At 60.2% G+C, this 26435-nt stretch carries 26 protein-coding genes and 1 tRNA gene; 10 read left to right on the top strand and 17 right to left on the bottom strand.

Annotated features, from left to right (window positions below; all coding sequences use genetic code 11):
* Positions 1–5 precede the first annotated feature (5 nt).
* The 10 genes from era to EJ079_RS29730 form a co-directional block, all read right to left on the bottom strand.
* Positions 6–932: a GTPase Era gene (gene era, locus EJ079_RS29685; protein ID WP_027038032.1), complete on the bottom strand. Its 927-nt coding sequence runs from the start codon at positions 930–932 to the stop codon at positions 6–8.
* A complete protein-coding gene (rnc, locus tag EJ079_RS29690) occupies positions 929–1684 on the bottom strand; it encodes a ribonuclease III (RefSeq protein WP_127267164.1) in 756 nt (251 codons plus the stop codon). Before rnc ends, era begins: the two co-directional genes overlap by 4 nt.
* Positions 1684–2433, bottom strand: coding sequence for a signal peptidase I (gene lepB / locus EJ079_RS29695; RefSeq protein ID WP_127267160.1), 750 nt, complete (start codon positions 2431–2433; stop codon positions 1684–1686). Before lepB ends, rnc begins: the two co-directional genes overlap by 1 nt.
* Before the next feature lie 78 nt (positions 2434–2511).
* On the bottom strand, positions 2512–2925 hold the full coding sequence (gene acpS, locus EJ079_RS29700) for a holo-ACP synthase (RefSeq protein ID WP_127267159.1): 414 nt from the start codon (positions 2923–2925) through the stop codon (positions 2512–2514).
* Positions 2922–3521 carry a DUF2062 domain-containing protein gene (locus EJ079_RS29705; RefSeq protein WP_127322859.1) on the bottom strand — a complete coding sequence of 200 codons (600 nt, stop codon included), beginning with the start codon at positions 3519–3521 and terminating at the stop codon, positions 2922–2924. The genes acpS and EJ079_RS29705 overlap by 4 nt, the downstream gene beginning before the upstream one ends.
* Before the next feature lie 245 nt (positions 3522–3766).
* The gene (locus EJ079_RS29710; protein WP_127810890.1) at positions 3767–4168 is read right to left on the bottom strand and encodes a VOC family protein; all 402 of its coding nucleotides are present in this window, start codon (positions 4166–4168) and stop codon (positions 3767–3769) included.
* A gap of 50 nt (positions 4169–4218) precedes the next feature.
* Entirely contained in the window at positions 4219–4797 is a 579-nt protein-coding gene (gene pyrE / locus EJ079_RS29715; protein WP_127267157.1) for an orotate phosphoribosyltransferase, read from the bottom strand.
* A 34-nt stretch (positions 4798–4831) separates the two neighbouring features.
* Entirely contained in the window at positions 4832–7060 is a 2229-nt protein-coding gene (locus tag EJ079_RS29720; protein ID WP_127810891.1) for a bifunctional (p)ppGpp synthetase/guanosine-3',5'-bis(diphosphate) 3'-pyrophosphohydrolase, read from the bottom strand.
* 113 nt (positions 7061–7173) lie between these two features.
* A complete protein-coding gene (rpoZ, locus tag EJ079_RS29725; RefSeq protein WP_127382612.1) occupies positions 7174–7575 on the bottom strand; it encodes a DNA-directed RNA polymerase subunit omega in 402 nt (133 codons plus the stop codon).
* 233 nt (positions 7576–7808) lie between these two features.
* Entirely contained in the window at positions 7809–9305 is a 1497-nt protein-coding gene (locus EJ079_RS29730; RefSeq protein ID WP_127810892.1) for a P-loop NTPase fold protein, read from the bottom strand.
* 267 nt (positions 9306–9572) lie between these two features.
* Here EJ079_RS29730 and EJ079_RS29735 point away from each other — a divergent pair, with 267 nt between their 5' ends.
* Entirely contained in the window at positions 9573–10154 is a 582-nt protein-coding gene (locus EJ079_RS29735; protein ID WP_127267156.1) for an NYN domain-containing protein, read from the top strand.
* A gap of 11 nt (positions 10155–10165) precedes the next feature.
* Positions 10166–10822, top strand: a complete 657-nt coding sequence (locus EJ079_RS29740; protein WP_127810893.1) for a uracil-DNA glycosylase — start codon at positions 10166–10168, stop codon at positions 10820–10822.
* Positions 10823–10864: 42 nt separating this feature from the next.
* Here the strand turns inward: EJ079_RS29740 and EJ079_RS29745 are convergent, their stop codons facing one another.
* Genes EJ079_RS29745 through dapA form a run of 3 tightly spaced genes read right to left on the bottom strand, consistent with a single transcriptional unit; the run spans position 10865 to position 12976 of the window.
* Positions 10865–11575 (bottom strand): GH25 family lysozyme, encoded by a 711-nt coding sequence (locus EJ079_RS29745; RefSeq protein ID WP_127810894.1) that lies wholly within the window; start codon positions 11573–11575, stop codon positions 10865–10867.
* Positions 11576–11589: 14 nt separating this feature from the next.
* Positions 11590–12069: an SsrA-binding protein SmpB gene (gene smpB / locus EJ079_RS29750; RefSeq protein ID WP_013532594.1), complete on the bottom strand. Its 480-nt coding sequence runs from the start codon at positions 12067–12069 to the stop codon at positions 11590–11592.
* 25 nt (positions 12070–12094) lie between these two features.
* Complete coding sequence (gene dapA, locus EJ079_RS29755) at positions 12095–12976, bottom strand: 4-hydroxy-tetrahydrodipicolinate synthase (RefSeq protein WP_127810895.1); 882 nt, start codon at positions 12974–12976, stop codon at positions 12095–12097.
* Between the two features lie 247 nt (positions 12977–13223).
* Between dapA and EJ079_RS29760 the strand changes: the two genes are divergently transcribed.
* Together EJ079_RS29760 and EJ079_RS29765 are read left to right on the top strand one after the other, a co-directional pair.
* Complete coding sequence (locus EJ079_RS29760) at positions 13224–15275, top strand: lytic transglycosylase domain-containing protein (protein ID WP_127810896.1); 2052 nt, start codon at positions 13224–13226, stop codon at positions 15273–15275.
* A 232-nt stretch (positions 15276–15507) separates the two neighbouring features.
* The gene (locus EJ079_RS29765; RefSeq protein ID WP_127810897.1) at positions 15508–16407 is read left to right on the top strand and encodes an alpha/beta hydrolase; all 900 of its coding nucleotides are present in this window, start codon (positions 15508–15510) and stop codon (positions 16405–16407) included.
* Positions 16408–16467: 60 nt separating this feature from the next.
* Here the strand turns inward: EJ079_RS29765 and EJ079_RS29770 are convergent, their stop codons facing one another.
* Complete coding sequence (locus EJ079_RS29770; RefSeq protein ID WP_127810898.1) at positions 16468–17562, bottom strand: site-specific integrase; 1095 nt, start codon at positions 17560–17562, stop codon at positions 16468–16470.
* A 237-nt stretch (positions 17563–17799) separates the two neighbouring features.
* A complete protein-coding gene (locus EJ079_RS29775; protein WP_127810899.1) occupies positions 17800–18966 on the bottom strand; it encodes a porin in 1167 nt (388 codons plus the stop codon).
* A 449-nt stretch (positions 18967–19415) separates the two neighbouring features.
* On the opposite strand from EJ079_RS29775, the gene EJ079_RS29780 reads away from it, so the two are divergent.
* From EJ079_RS29780 to EJ079_RS29790, 3 genes are all read left to right on the top strand, one after another.
* Positions 19416–19506: transfer RNA gene (locus tag EJ079_RS29780), tRNA-Ser, on the top strand.
* A gap of 95 nt (positions 19507–19601) precedes the next feature.
* Positions 19602–19745: a GIY-YIG nuclease family protein gene (locus tag EJ079_RS34080; RefSeq protein ID WP_245481753.1), complete on the top strand. Its 144-nt coding sequence runs from the start codon at positions 19602–19604 to the stop codon at positions 19743–19745.
* A gap of 203 nt (positions 19746–19948) precedes the next feature.
* Complete coding sequence (locus EJ079_RS29790; RefSeq protein WP_127810900.1) at positions 19949–21136, top strand: porin; 1188 nt, start codon at positions 19949–19951, stop codon at positions 21134–21136.
* Between the two features lie 164 nt (positions 21137–21300).
* Here EJ079_RS29790 and EJ079_RS29795 read toward each other — a convergent pair whose 3' ends face one another.
* Entirely contained in the window at positions 21301–22980 is a 1680-nt protein-coding gene (locus EJ079_RS29795) for a sulfotransferase (RefSeq protein ID WP_127397409.1), read from the bottom strand.
* A gap of 108 nt (positions 22981–23088) precedes the next feature.
* On the opposite strand from EJ079_RS29795, the gene EJ079_RS29800 reads away from it, so the two are divergent.
* Positions 23089–24201, top strand: coding sequence for a pyridoxal phosphate-dependent aminotransferase (locus EJ079_RS29800; protein WP_127810901.1), 1113 nt, complete (start codon positions 23089–23091; stop codon positions 24199–24201).
* 34 nt (positions 24202–24235) lie between these two features.
* Here EJ079_RS29800 and EJ079_RS29805 read toward each other — a convergent pair whose 3' ends face one another.
* Positions 24236–25228 carry a helix-turn-helix domain-containing GNAT family N-acetyltransferase gene (locus tag EJ079_RS29805; protein ID WP_127810902.1) on the bottom strand — a complete coding sequence of 331 codons (993 nt, stop codon included), beginning with the start codon at positions 25226–25228 and terminating at the stop codon, positions 24236–24238.
* Between the two features lie 160 nt (positions 25229–25388).
* Between EJ079_RS29805 and EJ079_RS29810 the strand changes: the two genes are divergently transcribed.
* A complete protein-coding gene (locus EJ079_RS29810; RefSeq protein ID WP_127396809.1) occupies positions 25389–25673 on the top strand; it encodes an acylphosphatase in 285 nt (94 codons plus the stop codon).
* Positions 25674–25732: 59 nt separating this feature from the next.
* On the top strand, positions 25733–26383 hold the full coding sequence (locus tag EJ079_RS29815; RefSeq protein ID WP_127321262.1) for a TetR/AcrR family transcriptional regulator: 651 nt from the start codon (positions 25733–25735) through the stop codon (positions 26381–26383).
* The last annotated feature ends 52 nt before the right edge of the window (positions 26384–26435 follow it).

Consider the following 26435-nt stretch of genomic DNA (forward strand, 5'->3'; position numbering starts at 1 on the left):
CGAGCCTAGCGCGGAAACTCGAGCCCCATCTCGCGATAGCGCTCAGGGTCGTCGCCCCAGTTCTCGCGCACCTTGACGAACAGGAACAGGTGCACCTTCTGTTCGAGGATGCCCGCTATCTCCATGCGTGCCGCCTGGCCGATGGCGCGGATTGTCTCGCCCTTGTGGCCAAGAACGATCTTCTTCTGGCTGTCGCGCTCGACATAGATGGTCTGGTCGATGCGCACCGAGCCATCCGGCTTCTCTTCCCATTTCTCGGTTTCGATATGCGAGGAATAGGGCAGTTCCTGATGCAGCCTTAGATACAGCTTCTCGCGCGTGATCTCGGCCGCGAGCTGGCGCATCGGCAGGTCCGAGATCTGGTCTTCCGGATAGTACCAGGGGCCGACCGGTAGAGCCTCGGCCAGATAATCGAGCACGTCCTTGCAGCCGGAGCCGGTCAGCGCCGATACCATGAAGGTACGCTTGAACGGCACCCTTTCGTTCGCTGCCGCCGACAGAGCCAGCAGCGCTTCGTGCTTGACGCGGTCGACCTTGTTGAGGATCAGCACCATCGGCTGGCGCACATCCTTCAGCCGTTCGAGGATGGCGTCGGCGTCGCCCCTGATGCCGCGTTCGGCATCGATCAAAAGCAGCACGATGTCGGCGTCCTTGGCCCCGCCCCAGGCGGTGGTCACCATCGCCGTGTCGAGCCTCCGCTTCGGCTTGAAGATGCCGGGCGTGTCGACAAAAACGATCTGCGCATTGTCATGCGTGGCGATGCCGCGCACGATGGCGCGGGTCGTCTGCACCTTGTGGGTGACGATCGACACCTTGGCGCCCACCAATTGGTTGACCAGCGTCGACTTGCCCGCATTGGGCGCGCCGATCAGCGCGACAAAACCGGAATGCGTGGCGGCGGCTGCGGTCGCCGGCTCTTCGGTAGCGGTCATGCCGCACTCCCTTCACTGGAGGGTCGCGCGCCCTCCGATTTTTGGGCCGATGTGGTGGCCCAGACGCCCTCGCGCACAAGAAATGCCGAAGCCGCCGCTTCTTCGGCAACCCTGCGGGAGCCGCCAGTGCCGCTTATCGGCGCAAAACCTCGGACCTGCAAGGACACGGTGAAGACGGGCTGGTGGTCCGGGCCTTCGCGTTTTTCGATCACATATTCGGGTCTGATATCGCTGGTCTTGGCAATCCATTCCTGCAGATCGGATTTCGGATTGAGCGGCTTTGTAATCACCGTATGCGAGCGCGGTTCCCAGTAGCGCAGGACAAACCGCCGCGCGGCCTCGATGCCACCGTCAACGTAAACCGCCGCGATCAGGGCCTCGACCGCATCCGCCAGATAGTTTCCGCCCGAGCCACGCGACCGCATCTTCAAGGCAGAATCGGCGCGGACCAGGTCCTCCAGCTGCATTTCGATGCCGATCTCGGAGCATGTCCGTGCATCGACCAGCGCATTGAAGCGCGGCGCGATTTCACCTTCCGGCGCATCGGGAAATTTTTCGAAAAGCATATCGGCGACGACAAGCCCGAGCACGCGGTCGCCGAGAAATTCAAGACGCTGGTTGTTGGTGGCGGCCTTGACCGCACTGGAATGCGTCAAGGCGGTCTCGAGCAAGCGGATATCCTTGAAGACGTGGCCGGTCTTGGCTTTTACCAAACCGGCCAGAGTTTCGCCTGTCGGACGCTTCAAAGCCATCAATTGACGAAGTGGAACAGGCGCGAAGCGCGCATCAGCGACGGCCATTTCCAGATTTCGAGAGGGCTCGCCTTGCCAGCGATCGAGAAGAAAACAAGATTGGCGCGGCCAACCAGATTTTCCGCGGGAACGTAGCCGACGGTGAAACGGCTGTCGGCGGAATTGTCCCGGTTGTCGCCCATCATGAAATAGTGGCCGGGCGGCACATCGAATTCGCGGGTGTTGTCGCCGATCGAGTTCGAATTCAGGTCGAGCGTGTCGTAGCTGACGCCGTTGGGCAAGGTCTCACGATAGACATCGATCGGGCGCGATTCCTCGGTGATGTCGGGATTGTCGATCTGGCCTGTTTTCACGCGCGGCACGCCGACGCCGTTGATGAACAGCTGGCCGTCCTTGACCTGGATCTTGTCACCCGGCAGGCCGACAACGCGCTTGATGTAGTCGACGGACGGATCAGGCGGGAACTTGAACACCGCCACGTCGCCACGCTTCGGCTCGGCGCCCCAGATGCGGCCCGAAAAGATGTCGGGGCCGAAAGGCAGCGAGTACCGCGAATAGCCATAGGACCATTTGGTGACGAACAGATAGTCGCCTTCAAGAAGCGTCGGCCGCATTGATCCCGACGGGATCGAAAAAGGCTGGAACAGCAGCGTGCGGATGACCAGGGCGAGCAAAAGCGCCTGGACGATGACGCTGACGGTCTCGCCAAGCCCGCCGGATTTCTTCTCGGATTTTTCAGCCACGCTCATGTCGTCCTCGATTGTGCGTTGGATGGTATAGAGTCTCGGCGCGCGCTGGGCAACGTCAATGCCGGTCGTCAGAGGCAATCAATGTGGCGCTTCTTCGACGGGCAGCGCCTCAATGATCACAAAGGCTTGAGCGAGCGGGAAATCATCCGTGATGGTGAGGTGGATTGCCGCCCGATGGCCGTTTGGCAGGATCTTGTCCAGCCTGGCCTGCGCTCCTCCCGTCAGAGCCATGGTCGGCGCGCCACTGGGCAGGTTGACGACACCCATGTCGCGCCAGAACACGCCCTGCGCCATACCGGTGCCCAGCGCCTTGGCGCAGGCCTCCTTGGCGGCGAAGCGTTTGGCATAAGAGGCCGCGCGGGCGCCTCGATTGTCCGAACGCGCCTGTTCGACCTCGGTGTAGATTCTCTGGATGAAGCGCTGGCCGTGACGCTCCAGCGATTTCTCGATGCGTCTGATGTCGATCAGGTCGCTGCCGATGCCGATGATCATCGCGCGGTGGAACCGATGCTTGCGCCGGGATGGGACGATTGCGCATGCCGGCTTGCGCGCTCGGCCAGACGTTTGCGCCGCTGTTCGCGGAAAGCGTTCATGCCCCAGCGCGTGAGGGCGTAGAACAGCAGCCCGAAGGCGAGCCCGAGCGGAACCGCGCCTATCAGCATCGGTTCAAGGACCGGTTTCCACAATTGCGCGAAGGAGAGGTTGTGCAACATCTCGCCCAGATGTGCCGGCGGCCCATGCGTCGGCAAGCGGTCATGCAGGATGAGCTTGCCCGTTTCCCACGACGCCCCCCATAGCAACGGGAAGGTCAGGGGGTTGCCGAAAAAAACCGCGCCGAGAGCGGCCGCCACCAGATTGCCGGCGATCACCCAGCACAGGAGGGCAGCGATGATGAAATGGAAACCGACGGGAAAGAATGAAGCGAAGACCCCCGCTGCAACGCCGGCCGCCACCGCATGCGGTGTGGCCTTCAGCCGCAGGATGCGCTTGGAAAAATACTGAAGCGAGCGCGAAAATGAGCGGCGCGGCCAAAGGTAGGTACGCACCCGCTCATAAAGGCCATCAGGCTTGCGGCGTCGAAAAAGCACTCTGTTCCCGTTCCACGGCTCCCGCAACGGCACCTTAGCCGGGCGTGGCAGCCACATCTTGCGCTTGACGATCACCCAATGGCAATCGCAAGCATGATATAACGACGCGCTGACAGAAGAACAACCAAGCACCGTCTGCCCGATGCGCACTCGTCGCCGCCCCTCGGGGTGGTTCTTGCTTCGAACATTGGACAATCGCGGCAAATTTAAGGAAAACTGGCAGTCGCTCTTTCGAAGAGCGCCGGCTACGGCAGGTATTCGCTGACCTCGACCAGATTGCCGTCCGGGTCGCGGAGATAGACCGACATCATCGGACCGCGGGCCCCGATACGTTCAACCGGACCGAGTTCCACCGCCACACCATTGGCCGCGAGCCGGGCACGGACCTCATCCAGTGGCCCGTCCGTGACCAGGCAGAAATCGCTCGAGCCCGGAGCCGGCGACTTCGCCTTCGGCTCGAAAGTGCGGCCGACCTCATGCACATTGATCTTATGGATACCGAAAGCCAGCGCCGTCGGCCGATCCGCCGCGTCGATGCGCTCAAAACCCAGCACGCGCTGGTAAAACTCACAGGTCACTTCCAGCGAAGCGACCGTCAGCACGAAATGATCGATGCCCGTGATCATTTCCAATTTGTCTTCACGCATGTCGCTTTCCCCAAAACCGCCGCACACTGTTGGGCGAAAAAAATGCCCCGTCAGATGTTGCGGCTGCCGGGCTTGATCGCCGGGATGGCGGCAAGCTCCGGCGGCAGCCGGTCGGCCGGATAGGCCGGGACCTCATACTCGGCAAGCGCGATGAGCGGCACACCGACATCGGTCTTGCCAGCCGAACGGTCGATGATGCAGGCCGCGGCCACTACCTCGGCGCCAAGATCGCGCAGGCACTCGATGGTCTCTCGGATCGACAGGCCAGTGGTGACGATGTCCTCGACGATGACGACACGCGAACCCCTGGCTATCTCGAAGCGGCGCAAGCGGAACTCGCCGCCTTCCCGCTCGACCCAGATCGCCGGCACGCGGAGATGGCGCGAGGTCTCGTAGGCTGGGATCAGCCCGCCGATCGCCGGGCCGACGACATAGTCGATCTTGCCGGGCACGCCTGCGCGGATTTTCTCCGCCAGCGCCTTGCACAGTAGCTCGGTCTTGTCGGCATGCATGAACACGCGCGCCTTCTGCAGGAAGACCGGACTGCGCAGGCCCGAGGTCAAAATGAAATGCCCTTCCAGAACAGCACCCGCCTCGCGGAAAATGCCCAGCACTTCATCGGTGTTCATGTCTGCCTCTTTTTGATCGAAACCGGAGCATGGTCTAGCCATTGACGCGTCTTGCGTCGCTGACGCTCGAATTGTCCTTGAGCTGCGATAGCAGCCGGTTGAGGTGCTTGAGATCCCAGACTTCGAGATCGATCAGCATTTCGGTGAAGTCGGGCGCAGTGCGCACCATCGACAGCGTATGGATGTTGGCGTCGTTCGAGGCAACCACCTGCGCTATATCGGCGAGTGACCCCGGTGCGTTGATGGCGGTGACCGATACGCGCGCCGGAAAGCGTTCCTTGGTGCGCTCGTCGATGTCCCAGCGCACGTCGATCCAGCGCTCGGGCTGGTCATCGAACGCCTGCAGCGCCGGCGACTGGATCGGATAGATGGTGATGCCGGTGCCCGGCTGGACGATGCCGACGATGCGATCGCCAGGCACTGCCCCCTCCGGCGCGAAGCGCACCGGCAGATCGCCGCGCACGCCGCGAATCGGCACGGCGCCATCGCGTGGCTGGTCCTTGTCCTTGCGCGCGGCGCGACCCGGAATCTGGAACAACATACCGGCCGCATTGCGGATCTTCGACCAGCCCTCCTCGCGCGGCTTGGGGACGGCCGTGGTGACGCGCTCATCCTTGTAGTCAGGGAATACCGCCTTCATGACGTCGGTGGAGGCGAGCTCGCCGCGCCCGACGGAGGCCAGCACGTCCTCGATGTCCTTGCGCGCCAGCCTGTGCAGCACCTGCTTCAGGCTCTCCTTGGTGAAGGTCTTGCCGGCACGCTCGAAGGCGCGTTCCAGGATGCGGATGCCGAGACCCGAATATTGCTTGCGGATGGCGTTCTTGGTGGCACGGCGGATGGCCGAGCGCGCCTTGCCGGTGACGACGACCGATTCCCACGCCGCCGGCGGCACCTGCGCCTTGGAGCGGATGATCTCGACCTCATCGCCGTTCTTCAGCTCCGTCATCAGCGGCATGATGCGGCCGTTGACCTTGGCACCGACGCAGGTGTCGCCGACATCGGTGTGCACCGCGTAGGCGAAATCGATCGGTGTCGCGCCGCGCGGCAGCGCAATCAACATGCCTTTCGGGGTGAAGCAGAACACCTGGTCCTGGAACAGCTCCAGCTTGGTATTTTCGAGGAAATCCTCGGGATTGTCGCCCTCGGCAAGCTGCTCGATGGTGCGCCGCAGCCAGGCGTAGGCGTTGGTTTCCTTCGAAATCGCGTGGGCGGCGCCATTCGTCTTGCCGCCGGTGTCCTTGTAGATCGAATGGGCGGCGACGCCGTATTCGGCGATCTTGTTCATCTCTCGGGTGCGGATTTGCAGCTCGACACGCTGGCGCGACGGGCCGACGATGGTGGTGTGGATCGACCGATAATCGTTCTGCTTCGGCGTCGAGATGTAGTCCTTGAAGCGGCCGGGCACCATCGACCACGCGGTGTGGATGGCGCCAAGCGCCCTGTAACAATCCTCGACCGTGTCGACGACGACGCGGAAGCCGAAAATATCCGAGAGCTGCTCGAAGGACAGCGCCTTGGCCTCCATCTTGCGGAACACCGACCACGGCTTCTTCTGCCGGCTCTTCACGCCGGCGTTGATCGCATGCTTCTTGAACAGCGTGGACAGCGCCTTTTCGATGTCCGTCAGCACGCCCTTGTTGCGCTCGAAGATTTCGGCAAGCCGTGCGGTGACGGCGCGATAGGCCTCCGGATTGATGAAGCGGAAGGCGATCTCCTCCAGCTCCTCGCGCATGCCTTGCATGCCCATGCGGCCGGCCAGCGGCGCGTAGATATCCATCGTCTCCTCGGCGATGCGCAGGCGCTTGGCCTCCGGCATGTGGTCGAGGGTGCGCATATTGTGCAGGCGGTCGGCGAGCTTGACCAGCAGCACGCGGACATCTTCTGAAATCGCCAGCAGAAGCTTTCTCAGGTTTTCCGCCTGCTCGGCCTTCTTCGAGACGAGATCGAGCTTCTTCAGCTTGGTCAGGCCCTCGACCAGCTTGCCCATTTCGGGGCCGAACAGGTCGTCGATCTCGGCCCGTGTGGCGGTCGTGTCCTCGATCGTGTCGTGCAGCAGGGCGACCGCGATCGTCGCCTCGTCCATATGCATCTCGGTGAGGATGGCGGCGACTTCGAGCGGGTGCGAGAAATACGGGTCGCCGGAAGCGCGCTTCTGGTGGCCATGCTTCTGCATGGCATAGACATAGGCCTTGTTGAGCAAGGCCTCGTTGACGTCAGGCTTGTAGCGCTGGACGCGCTCGACAAGCTCATACTGACGCATCATGGGCGGGATCTCGCAGCGGTGAAATGAATCATGCGCCGCACTGCTGTACGGCGCATGTCATAGATAGCCACGAAACTGCCAGGACGGAAGTGCCGGATGCTTGATCCAGGCTCTTAGTAGTCGTCGCTTTTTTCCGGTGGCACCAGACCCTCGATGCCGGCCAGGAGATCTTCCTCGGTCATGCGGTCGAAGGTGATGTTCTCCTCGGTGTCATCGGCGTCGGTGGCAGCAACGGCGGTGCCGGTCTGATCGGCAATCGCCTCGCCATCGGCCTCGGGCTCGTCGACCTCGACATGCTTCTGCAGCGAATGGATCAGATCTTCCTTGAGGTCGTCGGGCGACAGCGTCTCATCGGCGATCTCGCGCAGCGCCACGACCGGGTTCTTGTCGTTGTCACGCGGCACGGTGATCGGCGCGCCCTGGCTGATCTGCCGGGCACGGTGGCCGGCAAGCAGCACCAGTTCGAAGCGGTTGTCGACCTTGTCGATGCAATCTTCAACGGTTACGCGGGCCATGGATTGCCCCTTTCATGCGATGGATTTGATGGAAAACAGGCGCGGTCCATAACCCGAACGCCGCCAAAATACAAGCATCATGGCAATGGCCGGGCTTCAGGGCGCTTAGGACCGAGATGATCAACCCGACGATGAGGGATTCAGAGTTCGGACGAGACAACCAATCAATTCGTCATACAGCAGCAGGCACTGGGGGAGGAGTTGATCACTGTGAAGAGATACGTCGCGCCCAGCTACTTCACAACAGCTTTTCCTTCATCCACAATTCGACCCGCCATGGCCACCATCTCTGACAATTTTCTTTGTATGCTGGGGCTCGATCTATTTATGGCTCTTCCGTTCCATTCAGGGCTTATAGACTCAAAAACATATCTATGTACATTTCCCATCCCTTCTCTCTCGCCCATTCGTATCGACTTGTCAAATGACTTTATGGCGTCACTAAACAATATAAAAGCTTCTTTCAAATTGAAAGTTATGCTTTCCTCTCGTGATCTATGATTATACCTAGTTCCAAACTCTATTGTCGCCTTGTCTGGTATTGAAGCGGCTGCCTCACTCCAATCAGCCGCACTTACCTTGTCGAATTGAGCAGCCAAGGGAAATAGACCAATCAAGTCCGCTGGAGGTTCGTATGTCCAAGCCGATGATACGGTGCGTATGATGTCGGTCACCTGCTTAATTTGACGCAAATCCATTTCATACGCGCTACACGCAAAAGCTAAGAACTCCACCGGATTGCCCATTGGCGAGCGCAATCTTTTTAGATTGATGTCTTGAGCTTCATACGCCACTAGCTGCTCCAAGGGCGGCTTGCTCAATTGATAGGTTCTATCGAAAAACCGCTTCAGATACCGGAACCCGTCAAAATTTGCGCCGTAGGCACCAGCTATACTGTGCTGAAGCTGATCACTATTAGTCGCAAAAACGAAGGCGACGTTGTTAGCATCAAAGAGGTGCTTCACCCGCTCCAAAAGTGAAATCGCATACGACGGACGGCAACGATCGAGCTCATCAATCAAAATAAAGAGCGGAATTTTCTTCTCCGTAAGGGCGCCAATCGCCGTTTCCAGTTTTTGGCGAAATCCTTCGGCAGACGCGTTATGTGAGTTAAACTGATCGATTAATTTCTGTGCGCCGGTGTCTATAACGCCTTGAATTTCGACGACGATCTCGTCGGCTCCGGCCTCGATGGCCTCTTCTAGCGCGCTCTTTTCGGTTCCTTCGGACCCAACGACTGCTGGCGTAGGTGGTGCATCGCCCATGATCATGTCGGCGATCGCCTCAACCTCATCTTTGCCAACGAATTTCTTGAGAAGGGTTTTGGCGACTCCTGCGCCGAACCTGGTGGCGATAGGTGCGGCATTTTGCTTGACTCCCTTCCAAAGAGCTGCGGCCTTTTTCTCTTTCTTGACATACGGCTTTAGAGCCTCGTCGATGGCTGCCAATATTGCTATGAAGGGGTCATCTAGATGATCGTCACGCCAAGCATTCACTCGCGCCACGACATGATCGATTTCTAGTTGCTTACCAAGCCGCTCCAGGAAGAACGTTTTTCCTGCTCCCCATCGCGCATCGATGTTAACTACATATGATCCGGCGACTTTGGCGGCTTGTCGATCTTGCATACGCCCAACTAGAAAGCGCTGCAAAAACTCCGCTTCACTTTTTCTGTCCAAAAGATCGTCATCCCAAATCTGATCGATCAATTTCTTGATTTCGTCGCTCATTTGCCCCTCCTGAACCCGCTGCAACTTCTCATGCCTCGTTACAGGTTCCAGCGCAAGAATAGAGATCGTAATACGAAAGGCCGGGCCGGCCTGCGACGAACCGGCATTGATCACAATTGCTTGCAGTGCCGCACGCGCCCTTGGATTGCCGTGAATCTGGCGCTATCTCGGATGGCGTGGAGGTCAGCCGGTTTATTATGAGCCTGACCGAACGTCGCTATCGCATTTCGTTTAGACGGCCGTTTATTTCGAGAAGGAATATTTTCCATGTTCGACCCTCGTGAAAAAATCGCCCTATTCATCGACGGCGCCAATCTCTATGCGACGTCGCGCGCGCTCGGCTTCGACATCGACTATCGCAAGCTCCTGTCGAGCTTCCAGAAACGTGGCTATCTTCTGCGCGCCTATTATTACACGGCGCTGGTCGAGGATCAGGAATACTCCTCGATCCGTCCGCTGATCGACTGGCTCGACTATAACGGCTTCAAGGTGGTCACCAAGCCGGCCAAGGAATTCACCGACTCGACCGGCCGCCGCAAGATCAAGGGCAATATGGACATCGAGCTGACGGTCGATGCGCTGGAGCTCGCCGATGTCGTCGACCACTATGTCATCTTTTCCGGCGATGGCGATTTCCGCACGCTGGTCGAGGCGCTGCAGCGGCGCGGCCGCAAGGTGTCGATCGTCTCGACCATGGCCTCGCAGCCGCCGATGATCTCCGACGATCTGCGCCGCCAAGCCGACCATTTCATCGACCTGACGACCTTGAAGAACGACGTTGGCCGCGATCCGTCCGAGCGGCCGGTGCGCAGGCCCGAGCCGGCCGAAGTCGACGAGGATGATTACTGAGGCCGGTCGCCTTGACCGCCCTTTGCGCCTCAGAGCCTAGTCGCGACTGCCCGCTCTGCCCGCGGCTGCACGACTACATCGCCGAGTGGCGGCAGCGCGAACCATCCTGGTTCAATGCGCCGGTGCCGACTTTCCTGCCCTCGGAAGGTGACGCGACGGTCCAACTGCTGATCGTCGGGCTGGCGCCCGGCCTTCGCGGTGCCAACCGAACGGGCCGCCCGTTCACCGGCGACTATGCCGGCGACCTGCTCTACTCGACCCTGATTTCGCACGGTTTTGCACGCGGCGAATTCAAGGCCAGACCCGACGACGGATTGGAGCTTGTCGGCACGGCGATCACCAATGCTGTGCGCTGCGTGCCGCCTGAGAACAAGCCGGTGGGCGCGGAGATTGCCACCTGCCGGACATTCCTGGTGCCGACGATCGCCCGGTTCCCTAATTTGCGCGCCGTGCTGGCACTGGGATCGATCGCGCATCAGTCGACGGTGCGGGCGCTGGGCGGGCGCGTCGCCGCCTACCCGTTCAAGCATGGCGGGCAGCTGCCGGCCGGTGGCGTCACGCTGTTTTCGAGCTATCACTGCTCACGCTACAACACCAATACCGGCGTGCTGACCGAAGCGATGTTCGTTAGCGTTTTCAGCCAGATAGCGGAATTCTTGCGGACATAAATGTTTTTGCAGTAATTAGAGCTAGTGTCCGCAGACATCAACTCAGCGCGGCAGTGCATTCAGCGCATCCAACATGGCTGGCCCACCCTGCAGCACATTCAGGTCGACATCGCCATTGATGCCGTCAACGCGACCCCTGTTGTGGTACTGCCAGTAGACCCAGTCGTCGCGATCCGGCTCCAGGAGCAATGAGCGGAGCCAGAGCGGACGGGCAGCAATGCGCCCTGCATACGCTTCCGCTGCGTCGTCGGTCAGATAGACCACCGCCGGCTTGCCGAACGCCGCCTCGACTGGAGCGAGGAACGCGGCCAGTTCGGCGTTCAATTGTTCGGGCGTCGGCCGCTGCGGGCAGTTGCCGCCGAATTCGATATCGACCACCGGTGGCAGCAGGGGCTGATCGTGCGGCACCACCGAGATGAAATTCTTCGCCTGGTCCGCACCCGGCCGGCAAAAGGTGAAAAAGTGATAGGCGCCGACGGCGAGACCGGCGGCCCGGGCCTCTTCCAGATTCCGTGCGAAAGCATCATCGACATGATCGCCGCCTTCGGTCGCCTTGATGACGGCAAAGGCGACATCGTCGGCGGCTACGCGCCGCCAATCGATCTGGCCCTGATGATGGGAGACGTCGATGCCCCTGACCGGATATTTATCGCGATCCGGCGAGAATGACCTGAAATAGAGATAGCCGCCTGCTGCGAGGAAACACAACAAGACCAGGCTGGCCAAACCAAAGAGAACAATCCGGTTCTTCAAGCGAATGGCCCCGCCTACCCACGCTCTTTTAACAGCCGGCCCTTCTCGCGCGACCAATCGCGCTGCTTCTCGGATTCGCGCTTGTCGTGCAGTTTCTTGCCGCGGCCGACAGCGAGCAGCAGCTTGGCGCGGCCCTGGTCGTTGAAATAGATTTTCAGCGGCACCAGTGTCATGCCTTCGCGGTCGACACTCTGTGACAGTTTCGCCATCTCGCGCTTGTTGAGCAGCAGCTTGCGGCGCCGCCGCGGCTCATGGTTGAAGCGGTTGGCCTGCAGATATTCCGGCAGATAGGAATTGATCAGCCAGATCTCGCCACCTTCGACCGAGGCATAGCTGTCCTGGATGTTGGCCTGGCCCTGGCGCAGCGACTTGACCTCGGTGCCGGTCAGCACCAGACCGGCCTCGACCGTGTCAAGCACCTCATAGGAAAACCGCGCCTTACGGTTTTCCGAAACGGTCTTGTTGTTGGGATCGGCTTTTCTGACTTGATTCATGATGTGGAGAGGTGGCGCCTCATCCCTAATTAATCAAGCCGGCGTACTTCATAGCCGCATCGATCTTGTCGGCAGTCGACTGTTCGATCGTCACCAGCGGCGAGCGCAGCACGTTTTCGACCTTGCCTAGCTTCGACAGCGCATATTTGGCGCCGGAAACGCCAGGCTCGATGAAGATCGCCTTGTGCAGCGGCAGCAGGCGATCCTGCAGATCCAGCGCCCTGACGCTGTCGCCGGCAAGCGTTGCCTCCTGGAATTCGGCGCAGAGCCGCGGCGCGACGTTCGACGTCACCGAAATACAGCCGACGCCGCCATGGGCGTTGAAGCCGAGCGCCGAAGCGTCCTCGCCCGAGAGCTGGATGAAATCCTTGCCGCACGTGGCGCGCTGCTCGGAGACCCGTTCGACCTTGCCGGTGGCATCCTTGACGCCGACAATATTCTTGAAGTCGTGCGCGAGCCGCCCCATCGTCTCCGGCATCATGTCGATGACCGAGCGCGGCGGGATGTTGTAGATGATGATCGGCAGCTTGGTCGCCTTGGCGACCGCCGCGAAATGCTCGTAAAGACCGCGCTGTGTCGGCCTGTTGTAGTAGGGCGTGACGACGAGGGCGGCATCGGCGCCGGCCTTCTCGGCATACTGCACGAGGCCGACTGCTTCCTCGGTGTTGTTGGAGCCGGCGCCGGCGACGACCGGAACGCGGCCCTTGGCCACCTCGATACACACCTTGACGACCTGGCGGTGCTCGTCATGCGACAGCGTCGGCGACTCGCCGGTGGTGCCGACCGGCACCAGGCCCGTCGTGCCCTCTGAGAGTTGCCATTCGACGAACGCGCGAAAGGCTTTCTCGTCGAAACGCCCGCTCTTTTCGAACGGTGTCACGAGCGCAGTAAGCGAGCCTCTCAGCATGTCGTCCAACTCCTTGGCACTTCTGATGTTTTGTGTCGGTGTTTGTGGTCGCGCCTTCTAACCGAAAGCGAAGCGGCGCACCATAGTCTCGACATGGTTGCGCGGCAAGCATTGCCATGGTGCCAGCAAGCGCAATTCGAACAGCCTCGCTAACCCTTTGTTTACGGGCTCTTCACGACCTAAGTTTAGGCTTCGAGGCATCTTCGCCAGCCTGTGGAATGCCAGGACAAGGAAAGACTTAAGGATCATGCCGGGCGGTCGGCCTCACCTTTTCGCGCTGCTTGGCGCCACGCTCGCGCTGATGCCGGGCATGGCGATCAGCGGTAGCGTGGACGTACGGGTCACCTCAGCCATTCCGATGCCAGGCGCGGCAATTGCGCTGCCAGACCTGCAGGATAGGACGCGACAAGCGCCCTTGCCTGACGTCGCCCCCCTGAAAAGCGGGCTGGATGCGTTGGCGGCGGGCGATAGTCCCCGCGCTCGTGGAGTGCGCAATGCCCTTCCGGCTCAGTCGCTCGACCAGCATATCCTTGCCTGGGCGATCGCGCTTTATGGCGGCGACAAGGTTCCGAGCGGCGATATCACTGCTGCGGCCAAGATGCTGCCCAATTGGCCGGGCACCGTCGCCCTGCGCAGGAACAGCGAGCGCGCACTCTATCGCGAGAACCCTGCCCCCGACATCGTTATCAGGGCGTTCGACGGCAGCCAGCCGCAGACATTCGAAGGCGTGATGGTTCTTGCCCGCGCCTATGTGGCGTCAGGCAATATCAAGGCGGCACGTTCGGTGCTGTCGCCCTTCTGGCGCACCGCGATCCTGGAGGCTAGGGACGAGGCGGCGCTGATCAAGGAATTCGGCAGCTTGATCCCGGCCACCGACCACCGTTTTCGCATGGAGCGCATGTTCTATGCCGACCGCGCGAATTCCGCCTTGCGCGTCGCCGGCCTGGCCGGCGCCCAGCAACTCGCCGAGGCCTGGGCGGCGGCCGACAAAGGCGACAAGAACGCGCCCAAGCTGCTGAAGGCCGTGCCGGCAATGCAACGTTCGGCCGGCTACTTCTTCGCGCAGGCCGAATATCTGCGCAAGCAGGAGGATTTTGCCGGGGCCGCCGCCATTGTGATGCAGGCGCCGACAGATCGCGACGCTCTCGTCGATCCGGATGCCTGGTGGGTCGAGCGCCGGGTGTTGTCGCGCGAACTGGTAGACCAGGGCGACATGAAGACCGCGTACAAGATCGTCGCCACACACGCCGCCGAAAGTGCCGCCAATGCGGCAGACGCCGAATTCCATGCTGGCTGGTATGCGCTGCGCGGCCTGAACGACCCAAAAACCGCGGCCAGTCATTTCGCTCGCATCGCGAACCTCGCCCAGGGGCCGATGACGCTGTCGCGCGCCTATTACTGGCTCGGCCGTGCCGCGGAAGTCGGTGGTCCGGGCAATGCAAAGGACTATTTTGCGCGCGCCGCTGCCTATGGCACGACATTCTACGGTCAGCTTGCCGCCGAACGCGTGGGCCGGCAGGCGCTGAACATCGCCTACCCCTCGCCAAGTGCAGCCGACCGGCAGAATTTTGCCGGCCGCGAGGCCGTCAGCGCCATCAAGCGGCTGCAGGAGGCGGGCTACGACCGCTATGCCGAGACGCTCTATCGCGACCTTGCCGGGCAGTTGACCAGTCCGGGCGAACTGGCACTGCTGGCTGTCCTTGCGGAAAAGCAAGGGAACCATTTCATGGCGCTGAAAATCGGCAAGATCGCCGGGGCGCGTGGCATCGATGTCGGCGCATTGTCGCATCCGCTCGGCGTCATTCCCGATTCGGCCGACATTTCCGGCTCGGGCAAGGCCCTGGCCTATGCGATCGCCCGTCAGGAAAGCGAATTCAACATCGGCGCCGTGTCCAGCGCCGGCGCGCGCGGGCTGCTACAGCTGATGCCGGGAACCGCAAGGCAACTGGCGAAGAAGGCCGGGCTGCAGTTTTCGCAAACACGGCTGACCACCGATGCCGGCTACAATGCGACGCTTGGCTCAGCCTTCCTCGGCGAACAGCTCGATCGCTTCAACGGCTCCTACGTGCTGACCTTCGCCGGCTACAACGCCGGCCCCAACCGAGCCAGCCAGTGGGTGGCCAGATATGGCGACCCGCGCGGCAAGGACATCGACGCGGTCGTCGACTGGATCGAGCGGATTCCCTATACGGAAACAAGGAGTTACGTTCAGCGCGTGATGGAGAATTACGAGGTCTACAAGATGCGTATTTCGGGCAAATACGACATTGTCGGGGATCTGGTGAACGGGCGGAGTTGAGGCTTTCTGTCCTTCTCCCCTTGTGGGAGAAGGTGTCGCCGAAGGCCACGGATGAGGGGGGTTCCAGGGAACGCCAACGCCTCACTTCGCAGGAACACCCCTCATCCGTCTCGGCGCTAGCGCGCCGATTCACCTTCTCCCACAAGGGGAGAAGGCAAGAGCGCCTTTCATTTGACCATCCCTGCCCTCGCCTGTAGCTGTCCAAATCGGTACAGCGAGATCGAACATTCCGATGGCAAGCAAGCAAAATTTCTCCGACTTCTTCTACAGTGCACCGGATGGGCTAAAACTTCATGCGCGCATCTACGGTGAGGCCAATAGCGGACCCTGGCCGGTTGTCTGCCTGCCTGGCCTGACCCGCAACGCCAGGGATTTTCACGAGCTGGCGCTCTATCTGTCGACGGATGCGGCAACTCCGCGCAAGGTAATCGCCTTCGACTACCGTGGGCGCGGGCAGTCAGCCTATGATCCCGACGCCAAAAACTACAATGTCGGCGTGGAGGCTGGCGACATCCTGGCCGGGCTGACGGCGTTGAACATCGGAGAAGCGGCCTTCATCGGCACCTCGCGCGGCGGGCTGATCATCCATGTGCTCGGGATGATGCGGCCATCGGTCCTGAAAGCCATTGTTTTCAACGACATCGGGCCGGTGATCGAGGCGGCCGGACTTGCCCATATCCAGTCTTATCTCGAGCGCGACCCGGCACCGAAAACCCGCCCACAGGCAATTGCCGCCCAGCGCAGCGTGCATGACGAAGACTTCCCCGCCCTTGCCGGCGCCGACTGGGACCGGATGATATGGGCTCTCTACCGCGAAACGGATGATGGGCTGATGCCGGATTTCGATCCGAAGCTGGTGGCTACCGTGGCGAGCCTCGATCTGACGCAGAAGCTGCCTGATCTATGGCCTCAATTCGAGGCGTTGGCCGCCATCCCGTTGCTCGCCATACGTGGTGCCAATTCGAGATTGCTGTCCATAGATTCGCTCAAGCAGATGAGAGAGCGCCATTCCGTGATGGAGGCGATCACTGTCGAGGGCCAGGGCCATGCGCCATTCCTCGAGACCGGCAGCCTACCGGGCGACATAGCCGCTTTTCTCGATCAAGCCGAGCGGAAGAATATCCTGAAGTAAATCCCATGACCAAACAAGGTCACGGGATAGCCATGATAGTATAGGTGGGGATTCTTTAGCCTACTTGGCTTTTGAACTTTTCCGAGTCGCTTTCGGCGACTCCTTTGCGGCGGCGGCTGCCTCGTCCTTCTTTTTCCGCCCTGCCGTCGGCGACGAAGGCGTCGTCATAGGCGAAGAAAACATGGAGCCTTCAGCGCGATTGCCGCCCGGCTGAGTCGATCGAGGTGTTTCCAGCACGATGACACAGCCATCGAGATCGTTGGTGGCCAGATGCGCGTAGCGCATGGTCATCGACAACGTCTGGTGGCCGAGCCACATCTGCACGCGCCGGATGTCGATGCCGCCCTGGACAAGGCGCGAGGCGCAGGTATGGCGCAGTATGTGCGGCACCACCTGGTCGTCTGCGCCAAGTCCGACTTCGGCCTTCGCGTCGTTCCAGATGGCACGAAACTGTGCCTGGCTAAGCTTTGTGAACGGTCCTTTGGGCCGGCGACCCTCAGTGGGAGGCAGCTTGATGACCTCCTTGACCCGCTCGGTCATCGGAATGGTGCGGCTGCGGCCGGATTTGGTGATCCAGAAACTGACGCGATGCTCCTGGATATCGTTCCAGATCAGCCCAAGCGCCTCGCCGAGACGGCATCCGGTATCGACCAGGAAGACGGAAAGCCTGTAGGCATCTTCGCTTCGGCTCTTGATGGCGGCGAACAGCCTTGCCTCTTCGTCCCTCTCGAGGAAGCGAATCCGCCCCGCCCGCTCCTTCTGGCGGCGGAACTCGGGCAGGCTGTGGATATCTCCCATCTTGTGAGCCTTGCGCAGCAGTTTGCTGAGGGCAGCCATCTTTCGATTGATGGTTGCGTTGCTGTTGCCGCGCTGGCGCAAGGTGCCGATAAGGTTGTCCAGGGTACTTTGGTCAAAGGCGCTGAAACGCTCCCCAAGGAGAATTTCGTCTATTTCGCCGATGAACGAGCTGACATTATACTTATGCCGCCCGTCGTCCCACAATATGTCCCGATATGCTGAAAAAAGATCTCCGACCCGATGCGACTTTACTTCTCTAATCTTGTTGTAGGTGTATCGAATCTTCGGATTTTGAGAAGAAAACATCGAAAAATGATCAGAGGACTCGCCCTCTTGAATCGCTTCGTTCGTCATCATTTGCCACACCCCCGAGTGGGATAGGTCAGCCCTACCCGCTTGGAAGAGTCCTTTCAAGAGAATTTAATCACGCAGTTGTGATTTCATCCGCCCATCAGCGGATCCCACGAAACCACTCCACGGATTATTCAGCTACCGTTACCCCCATCCTTCTGTTTGCCTCGATCCAGCCACGAAAACAAAAACAGCCCGGGCGTTGTGCGCCCGGGCTGGATTTCACCTGTAAGGAACCAGCCCTTAGAACGAGCGCTGGAAGCGGAGCATGCCGCCGATGTTGCTCTTCTTGTCGGCATTGGTCCAATTGGAGAAGCCGGCCTCATCGAAATTGCCTGCGTTGAGGTAGTCAACTTCGGCCGTCACAGTGAAGCCTGGGACAACGTCATAGGCGATGTTCGCAGCGATGCCGAGGTTCTTCCAGTCATCATACGAAATCTGGGCGTTGAACGAGGTCTTCTCGTTGAACTTGTAGGTGCCACCGCCCCACACTGCCCAGTTGCCGCCCCACTGCTTGTAGAAGCCGCGACCGCCAGCCGAAAGCGTATAGCTCGGATCGTTGAGGTTGTCGTCGGTGCCATAGCCACCAATGATGAACAACGACAACTCGTTGGAAACGTTCACATCCAAGCGAACTTTGCCAGCGACTTCTTCGTAGTTGCTGTCATAGGCAAGGACACCGGTGATCGCGCCCCAGCCCTGGGTCCACTTCACGCCGCCGACAACATGCGGAACATAGCTGTCGATCGTGCCGACGCCATACGCGCCAAGAGTGCCGTCACCCGAGCCTTCTTCGAGCGAGAGCACGGCCGAGAACCCATTGCCTGCGTCGAAATAGTACTGGACGACATTGGTGTCGAAGTCGCCGTAGGGAACCAGCGTATCCTGGATGACGTTGCCGGCATAGCCGATGAACGTATTGAAGGCCGATTCGTCTTTACCGACGCGCAGACCACCGAGCTGGATCCAGGCGAAATTCAGCGAAGCACCGCTGTTGCCAGCAGGATTGCCATAGTAGGTGGCATAGTCGTTGGCGTTGTTGAAGTTGAAGCGGGTCTCGGTGTAGGTCTTCAAGCTTCCGAGCTCGGTCTCCTGGCCGGTCCAGGTCTTCAGCGTGAAGCGGGCCTTCTTGCGCCAGGTATCCTGTTCGTCACCCGAATTCACGTCACGGGACTTCGCACCATCGAACGAACCGACGTCACCACCACTGATGTCGTAACGTACATAGCCGCCGATGCGCAGGCAGGTTTCGGTGCCAGGGATGTAGAAGTAGCCAGCGCCGTAGACGTCACAAATCTTGACGTATTCAGCGGGTTCCGGCTCGGCGACGACGACGGCGTCGGCGGCGCGTGCACCGGAAACTGCGATCAGGGCCGCAGCGGAGCCGAGGAGAAGGCTCTTGATGTTCATTTTCTGACCTCCAGTCAAAAGTTAAAAAACGGGTCTGGGTATTCTTTGCTGAAGGACAGCGTTCCCTGCCCCATCCCCACTACCGAAAAAGATGCGCACCGCGCCGCTCCTTCGAAATCGACATTACTCATGAGACGGCGGCGTTCAACCACGATCGTACCGGTGAAAGGGCTGCCTGGCTGCTATCCCCTAGCGTTGTTGCACAAATGACACGATTTGGCCTCACTCAGAAAGCTCTCGTTAACCATCAGGCCACCGCACCCCCTTGCTCGTCGCCGAATCCGGCGATGGACCGACGGAATCATGGCGAGTTCCCGAGTCGCTGGCCAGAAACAACCGCAGAACCGCCACATCCATGGAAGGTCGCGGTTCGGCGCCTTCTTATTTTTGCATATAATGATGCGGGCTTGTTGATTGTGCCGGCGCTTTTCTTTATCCAGCGGCGCAACGGAGAGGTGGCCGAGTGGTCGAAGGCGCTCCCCTGCTAAGGGAGTAGAGGTCAAAAGCTTCTCGTGGGTTCGAATCCCATCCTCTCCGCCACCCTACGCCCTGCGGGCTTCGGGTGGCAGGCCACCCGGAACCGCATTTCGGGCGTGGGAGTGTCGCCCGAAGCTACCAAGTAGCGTAGGGGGACCATGTGGTACGTGTATTTCCTGCAGCTTCATAATGGCGGTGTCTATGTCGGGTCGACAAACGATCTTCGACGCCGGTTCGAATCGCATCAATCAGGCTATGTGACTTCGACCAGGGCCCATCTGCCTGTAGCCCTGAAGACCTAATCGCGGTCGAAATCGAGGCCAAACGCGCGGCAACTCGAGCGATATTTCAAGACCGATCGGGCAAGGCTTTCGCCAGTAAACGGTTTTGGCGAACAGAGCCCGCTGAAGGCATTTTTACCTATCCACCTGAAACATAAAGAAAAAAAGGCCTGAGAGCTGGTTTTTGCCGACCTCCGCTCTCGATTCTGACTGGAGGTCAGAAAATGAACATCAAGAGCCTTCTCCTCGGCTCCGCTGCGGCCCTGATCGCAGTTTCCGGTGCGCGCGCCGCCGACGCCGTCGTCGTCGCCGAGCCGGAACCCGCTGAATACGTCAAGATTTGTGACGTCTACGGCGCTGGCTACTTCTACATCCCCGGCACCGAAACCTGCCTGCGCGTCGGCGGCTATGTCCGTTACGACATCGGTGCTGGCGACGTCGGCTCGTTCGATGGTGCTCGCAGCAATGACGTGCAGGACGGCAAGAACCAGGGAGCCTGGTACAAGAACACCCGCTTCACGCTCAAAACCTGGACCGGCCAGGAGACCGAGCTCGGCACCTTGAAGACCTACACCGAGACCCGCTTCAATTTCGGCAACAGCAACGGTGATCCCGACTTTGGCCCGAACGATGCGCACAACAAGGACGTATCGCTGAACTTCGCCTGGATCCAACTTGGCGGTCTGCGCGTCGGTAAGGACGAATCGGCCTTCGATACGTTCATCGGCTACGCCGGCAATGTCATCCAGGATACGCTGGTTCCCTACGGCGACTTCGACACCAACGTCGTCCAGTACTATTTCGACGCAGGCAATGGGTTCTCGGCCGTGCTCTCGCTCGAAGAAGGCTCGGGCGCCGGCTCCGTCGACGATCTTGGCAACGGCAAGTATGGCGTTGGCACGATCGATAGCTATGTTCCGCATGTTGTCGGCGGCGTGAAGTGGATCCAGGGCTGGGGCGCGATCACCGGTGTCGTTGCGTATGACAGCAACTACGAAGAAGTCGCCGGCAAAGTTCGCTTGGATGTGAACGTTTCCAACGAGTTGTCGTTGTTCATCATGGGTGGCTATGGCACCGACGACAACCTCAACGACCCGACCTATAATCAGCCCGCGGGCGGTCGCGGCTTCTACAAGCAGTGGGGCGGCAACTGGGCAGTGTGGGGCGGTGGCACCTACAAGTTCAACGAGAAGACCTCGTTCAACCTTCAGGCGTCTGCTGATGACTGGAAGAACGTCGGCGTCGCAGCGAACGTTGCCTATGACATCGTTCCCGGCTTCACCGTCACGGCCGAAGTTGACTATCTTCATGCCGGCAAGTTCGATGAGGGCAGCACGGATAACGTCGCCTGGACTCCGGCCGACAAGAAGAACAGCGTCGGCGGCCTCCTCCGCTTCCAGCGCTCGTTCTAACGGACCGAGCCTGGCCGAAAATCTAACCCGGCGGGCAACCGCCGGGTTTTTCGGCCGTCGCGCCTCTTTTAGATCTTGCAGGTGTCGACCTGCTCAATGGATGGACTGCCCGGATTGCCGGAGCAGGCGACGCGGTGTGCACTGACGATGCCTGGATTTCCAGATCAGATATGGGCCAAATCGCCTAGGGCCTCGATCAAGGGCTGGATCTCGCTTTCGTAATTCTTCCACTGCCTGACGGAAGACTTATAGATCGGCTGGCGCACCTGCCAATTGCTATAGGTGTTTACGGAGCCGCCCCTGTCAAAAAAGCGCAAGCAGATATCGTCCCAGGGTAGTCCGAGATAATCTATGAGACAGCGCGACTGCTGTTCTTGATTTTCAATCAACGTCTCGTACCGGTTTTCGAAGATACGGCCCGGGAAAATCTTGTCCCAATGCCGCATCAGGCGATCATACTCCCTGTAGTAAAGCCCCAGTGTCTCCAGATCGGCGCTGTAGCTATGCGCTTCATTGAATTGCAGGACAAAGCAAGAGATACAGTTGTCAATGGCGTCGCGGCGACAATGAATAATGCGGGCGTTGGGGAAAAGAACGCCAATAAGGCCGACCAGCTCGAAATTGTGAGGCATCTTGTCGATAATTCGAAGCGCATCGGGGGCCCGCTCGCGCAGATAGGCAAGATGTTCCGCAGCCAGCGCCCTGGACAGCTGTGGCGTCATCGATGCGATCGCCTCACCCGGGCTTATGCCGGATCCATACCTAAGATCGAGCCCATTCGATGTGCGCCTAAGCTTTGTTAACTCGCCAGCACCATGAACATAGGGATGGCTGGCGCAGATCTGCTCAGTCAGTGTCGTTCCCGAGCGAGGCATCCCGACTACGAACACGGGCAACTCCGAGACATTGCCAGAAGCAGCCCTTGAAGCCACCAAATCCGGTGTAAAGGTTTCGATCAGGGCGTCGACCCAACGACGATAGGATTGAAGATCGAACCTGCTGCCGCCGGCTTGATTTCCTTTTTTGAAGTGCTTCATCGCCTCCTTGTAGCGACCGAGGTCGTTGAGCAGCTTTCCGGCTGCGTGATGGAGCGCCGTCGCTCCCTTAGACCCGTGGTCAGGGTCTTGAAGCTCCGTCAGGATCGCAGCGAGTTCTGGTGGCTCTTCAGTGAATTTGTGCGTGCGTACAAGTGAATTGTAGGCAGCAGGTATCGCGATGCGCCGATCTATTGCCTCTTTGAGATGAACCGCGGCTTCGTCCATGCGGCCGAGGCTTGCCAGCGCACGAGGCAGCCCCAATCGGGCCATAGGATGATCTCGATCGACCCTGAGCGCCTTCTCAAAGAGAGGCAGCGCCATTTCCCCCTTGTCAAACGAATTGTATGCATCGCCCAAGGCGCAAAGCGCTTCCACCAGATCTGGCTTCAATGCCAATGCGTGCTGAATGTGTTTGATCGCTGGTGTAAACTCGCTGAGCCTCAAATAGGCTTGACCGAGGCTTAGGTGATAGTAGGGGTTTAGAGGCTCCTGCGCGATCGCCCGAGCAAAATACCGCAGGACCTTTTCGTCATCGTACCCGATCCCCAGCGTCCCAAGTATATAAAGGGCCAACGGATGTTCGGGCGTTCTCGCCAGAACGCGATGACAGAGTTCTTCCGCCTCAGGCAATCGATTCTCTTGCTGGAATTCGAGCGCCTGCCTCAACATCATATCGGTGGCCTGAGGGCGAGACGGAGCTGCCTTTGCGGGCTTAGGTTTCGGTTGCCCAATCTTCGGCGGTGCGCCCTTCGGCGCTAGTTGGGTATTAAGGTGCTTGGCCCAAGCGGGCGGCAATCGGTTGCTCATTCTATTCTGCTAACAAAACGGATCGGCGAAATCCAGTGCGGCATTGTCATCTTGCACCGAACATGCCTCCACGCTAGCAAGAAGGCCCTTTTCAAGCGAGCTTCCACCATGCACCAGCGCCCTCCCCTCATGCCACTCATCGCAGCGCTTCCCTCGACGGTGCCGTTTGTCGGCCCCGAAGCGCAGGAGCGCGAGCGTGGCCGCGCTTTTCGCGCCCGCATCGGCGCCAATGAGAGCAGCTTTGGTCCCTCGCCGCGCGTCACAGCCCGGATGGCCGAGATCGCCGGCGACATGTGGATGTATTGCGATCCCGACAATCACGATCTGAAGGTGGCGGTCGCCGCGCATCACGGCGTAAAGGCCGAGAACGTCGTTGTCGGCGAAGGCATAGATGGCCTGCTCAGCCTGGTGGCACGCATGTATGTCGCGCCTGGTGACGCGGTGGTTACCTCGCTCGGCGCTTACCCGACCTTCAACTTCCACATTGCCGGTGTCGGCGGGCGGCTGGTGACAGTCGCTTACGAGAACGACCAGGAAAGCCTGGATGGCCTGCTGGGGGCGGTGCGCAAGGACAAGGCCCCGCTGGTCTATCTCTCCAACCCCGACAATCCAATGGGCAGTTGGTGGGAGGCGAGCGAGATCATCCGCTTCACCGAGGCGCTGCCGCGAACCACCATGCTGGTGCTCGACGAGGCCTATGGCGAACTCGGGCCGGCCTCGGCGATGCCGCCGATCGATATCTCCAGGCCAAACGTCATCCGCATGCGCACCTTCTCGAAGGCTTACGGGCTGGCGGGCATACGCTGCGGCTATGCGATCGCCGAGGCCCAGGTGATCCGCGACTTCGAGAAGATCCGCAACCATTATGGTGTCAGCCGCATGGCGCAGATCGCCGGCGTCGAGGCGCTCGCCGATCAGGACTATCTGCAAAGCGTGGTGGCGCGGGTCGCGGCCGGCCGCCGACGCATCGCAGGCATTGCCGAAGCGAACGGGCTGAAGCCGCTGGCGTCGGCGACCAACTTCGTCACCATCGATTGCGGCGGCGATGGCGCTTTCGCGCTGAAAGTTCTGCAAGGTCTGCTGTCACGCGACGTCTTCATCCGCAAGCCCATGGTGCCACGGCTCGACCGCTGCATCCGCATCAGCGTCGGTCTCGATCACGAGCTCGACATTCTTGCCGAGGAGTTGCCTGGCGCGCTGGCAACAGCGCGGGGAAATTAGGTTCCGTCTGCAAGCAAACCAGCTGCAAAGCAGCCTACAAATCCATTTCCCAGGTCTGGCCGGTCAGATCCTTGCCGAAGCTGTGGTGGTGCTCCTGCGAGACCAGCCTGAAGCCGGAACTTTCGTAGATCGCGCGCGCGGCGACGAGGATGTCGTTGGTCCACAGCACCAGCTTGGCGTAGCCGCAAGCCCGGGCCTGGTTCACGCATTCCGCGACCAGTCGTTTGCCGATGCCGAGGCCGCGCGCCGACGCCTCGACATGCAGCATTCTCAGCTTGGCCATTTCGTCGTCCTGATGAACCAGGAACACCGCGCCGACCGGATCACCACCGCGCTCTGCGATCCAGCAGAAATCGCGGCCGGGCACGAAATTGCGAATGAAATCGGCGCCGATCTCGGCGAGCATGGCCTCGAACTCGATCGTCCAGCCATATTCCTCGGCATAGAGTTGGGCCTGGCGCTGCACGACCCAGCCGACATCGCCGACGCGATGCGGCCGCAACGTCACCTCGCTGCTGTCACGGGTGGGATCGCCCAGCAATTCCCCCGCCTTGCGCAAGGCGCTGCGCAGTTCATGCAACCTGTCGTCGGGGACGCTTTCGATCAGCCGCGCCGTGTCCCGATCGGCCGCCGCCTGCAGTCTGGCAAGCGCTGCCTCGCCTCGTGAGGTCAGCGAGAGGACCCTTCGACGCCGGTCAGCCGGGTCCGTTCTGGCCTCGGTCAGCCCCTGGCCCGCGAACTTGCGCAGGATCCGCGTCAGATAGGCGGCATCGACACGCAACTGTCTTGATATTTCGGAGGCCGCCGGGCCATTCTCCAGCCGAAAAGCACCAGCCAGGAAACCTCGCTCGCCCGCGATTTCGGCGGAAGCCGGGTTGCTGCGGTGACCCAGCTCGAACAGCACGCGCGCCTCGGTCAAAGTGAATGCACTTTGTGTCAGCGTCTCGTCGAGAAGGCCGACGGTGCGCGTGTAGAAGCGATTGAAGCGCCTGACATCGGCCACCAATGCGTTGCGTTCGTCCAACATCCGCAGCCACTCCTGAGGCAGCCGTATTTTCCAAAATTAGTGGACGGAGTCAATTAAATTTTGGGCCAGAGAGGCCAGCGATTGCGCTCGCGCGCAGTTCCCAGGTTGCATTCCTCACGCCACGCGCCAGATTCAAAACGAGACAGGCTTGGAGAGATTCATGGCTGATCGTCGCAGGGAAGTGCTGACGCGGGTCTACGGCAATGTGCAAGGCGTCGGCTTCAGGGCCTGGGCTCGGGATCAGGCCACGAGCCTTGGCCTTGCGGGCTGGGTCCGCAATGAGGCGGATGGGTCTGTAACGGCCCAGATCGCTGGGCTCGATGAGGCGGTCTCGACAATGATCGAGCGCCTCTGGAAAGGGCCGGCCGGGGCTTCGGTCTCCAGGGTCGACGTCGAGGACCTGGCAACACAACACGCTCTTGTCGGGTTCAGGATCATTGCCTGAGCGCGCCGCCTTGAATTAATCGAACGTTCGTTTTATTATCACTCCACAGAGGAGCTGACATGGCGCGCACGACCGGATCCGATGGCGAAAAGACCGAAGCGACCATCCGTGGGGCGGCGGTCAACCTCATCGCGCGGTTTGGCTACGAAGCAATGTCGATGCGCCAGCTTGCCGCCGAGGTCGGCGTCCAGGCGGCCGCGCTCTACCGCTATTTTCCAACCAAGGAAGAGCTTCTGTTCACGCTGATGCGCGAGCACATGGAGGGTCTGGCCACAGCATGGGAAGCAGCCCGCCCGGCGGACGCAGATTCGGCGCAACTGCTCTCGGCGTATGTGCGCAATCACATCGCCTTTCATATCGAGCGACGGCACGCCACGCATGTGTCGAACATGGAATTGCGCAGCCTGTCGCCCGAACGGCTGACGCAGATCCTGCGCATGCGCACTGCCTACGAAAAGGAACTGCGCACTATTTTACGCGATGGCGCCGAGACGGGCACCTTCAGCATCGACGACACCGGGCTGACCGCCATGGCACTGATCCAGATGATGACTGGCGTCATCGTCTGGTTTCGGCCGGGCGAACGCCTGTCGATCGCCGAAGTGACCGCGACATATCTTTCAATGACAATGCGCCTGGTTGGCGCGAGGATCGGCACCTACAGCGCCGCGCGTCCCTTCGGACGCGCAAAGGACGCTGTAGCATTTTGATTTTGCGCATGATCCCTTTCCGAAAATCAAAGTCGATTTTCGGGGTCATGCG

It is taken from the genome of Mesorhizobium sp. M7A.F.Ce.TU.012.03.2.1 (assembly GCF_004006095.1).
Taxonomy (GTDB): domain Bacteria; phylum Pseudomonadota; class Alphaproteobacteria; order Rhizobiales; family Rhizobiaceae; genus Mesorhizobium.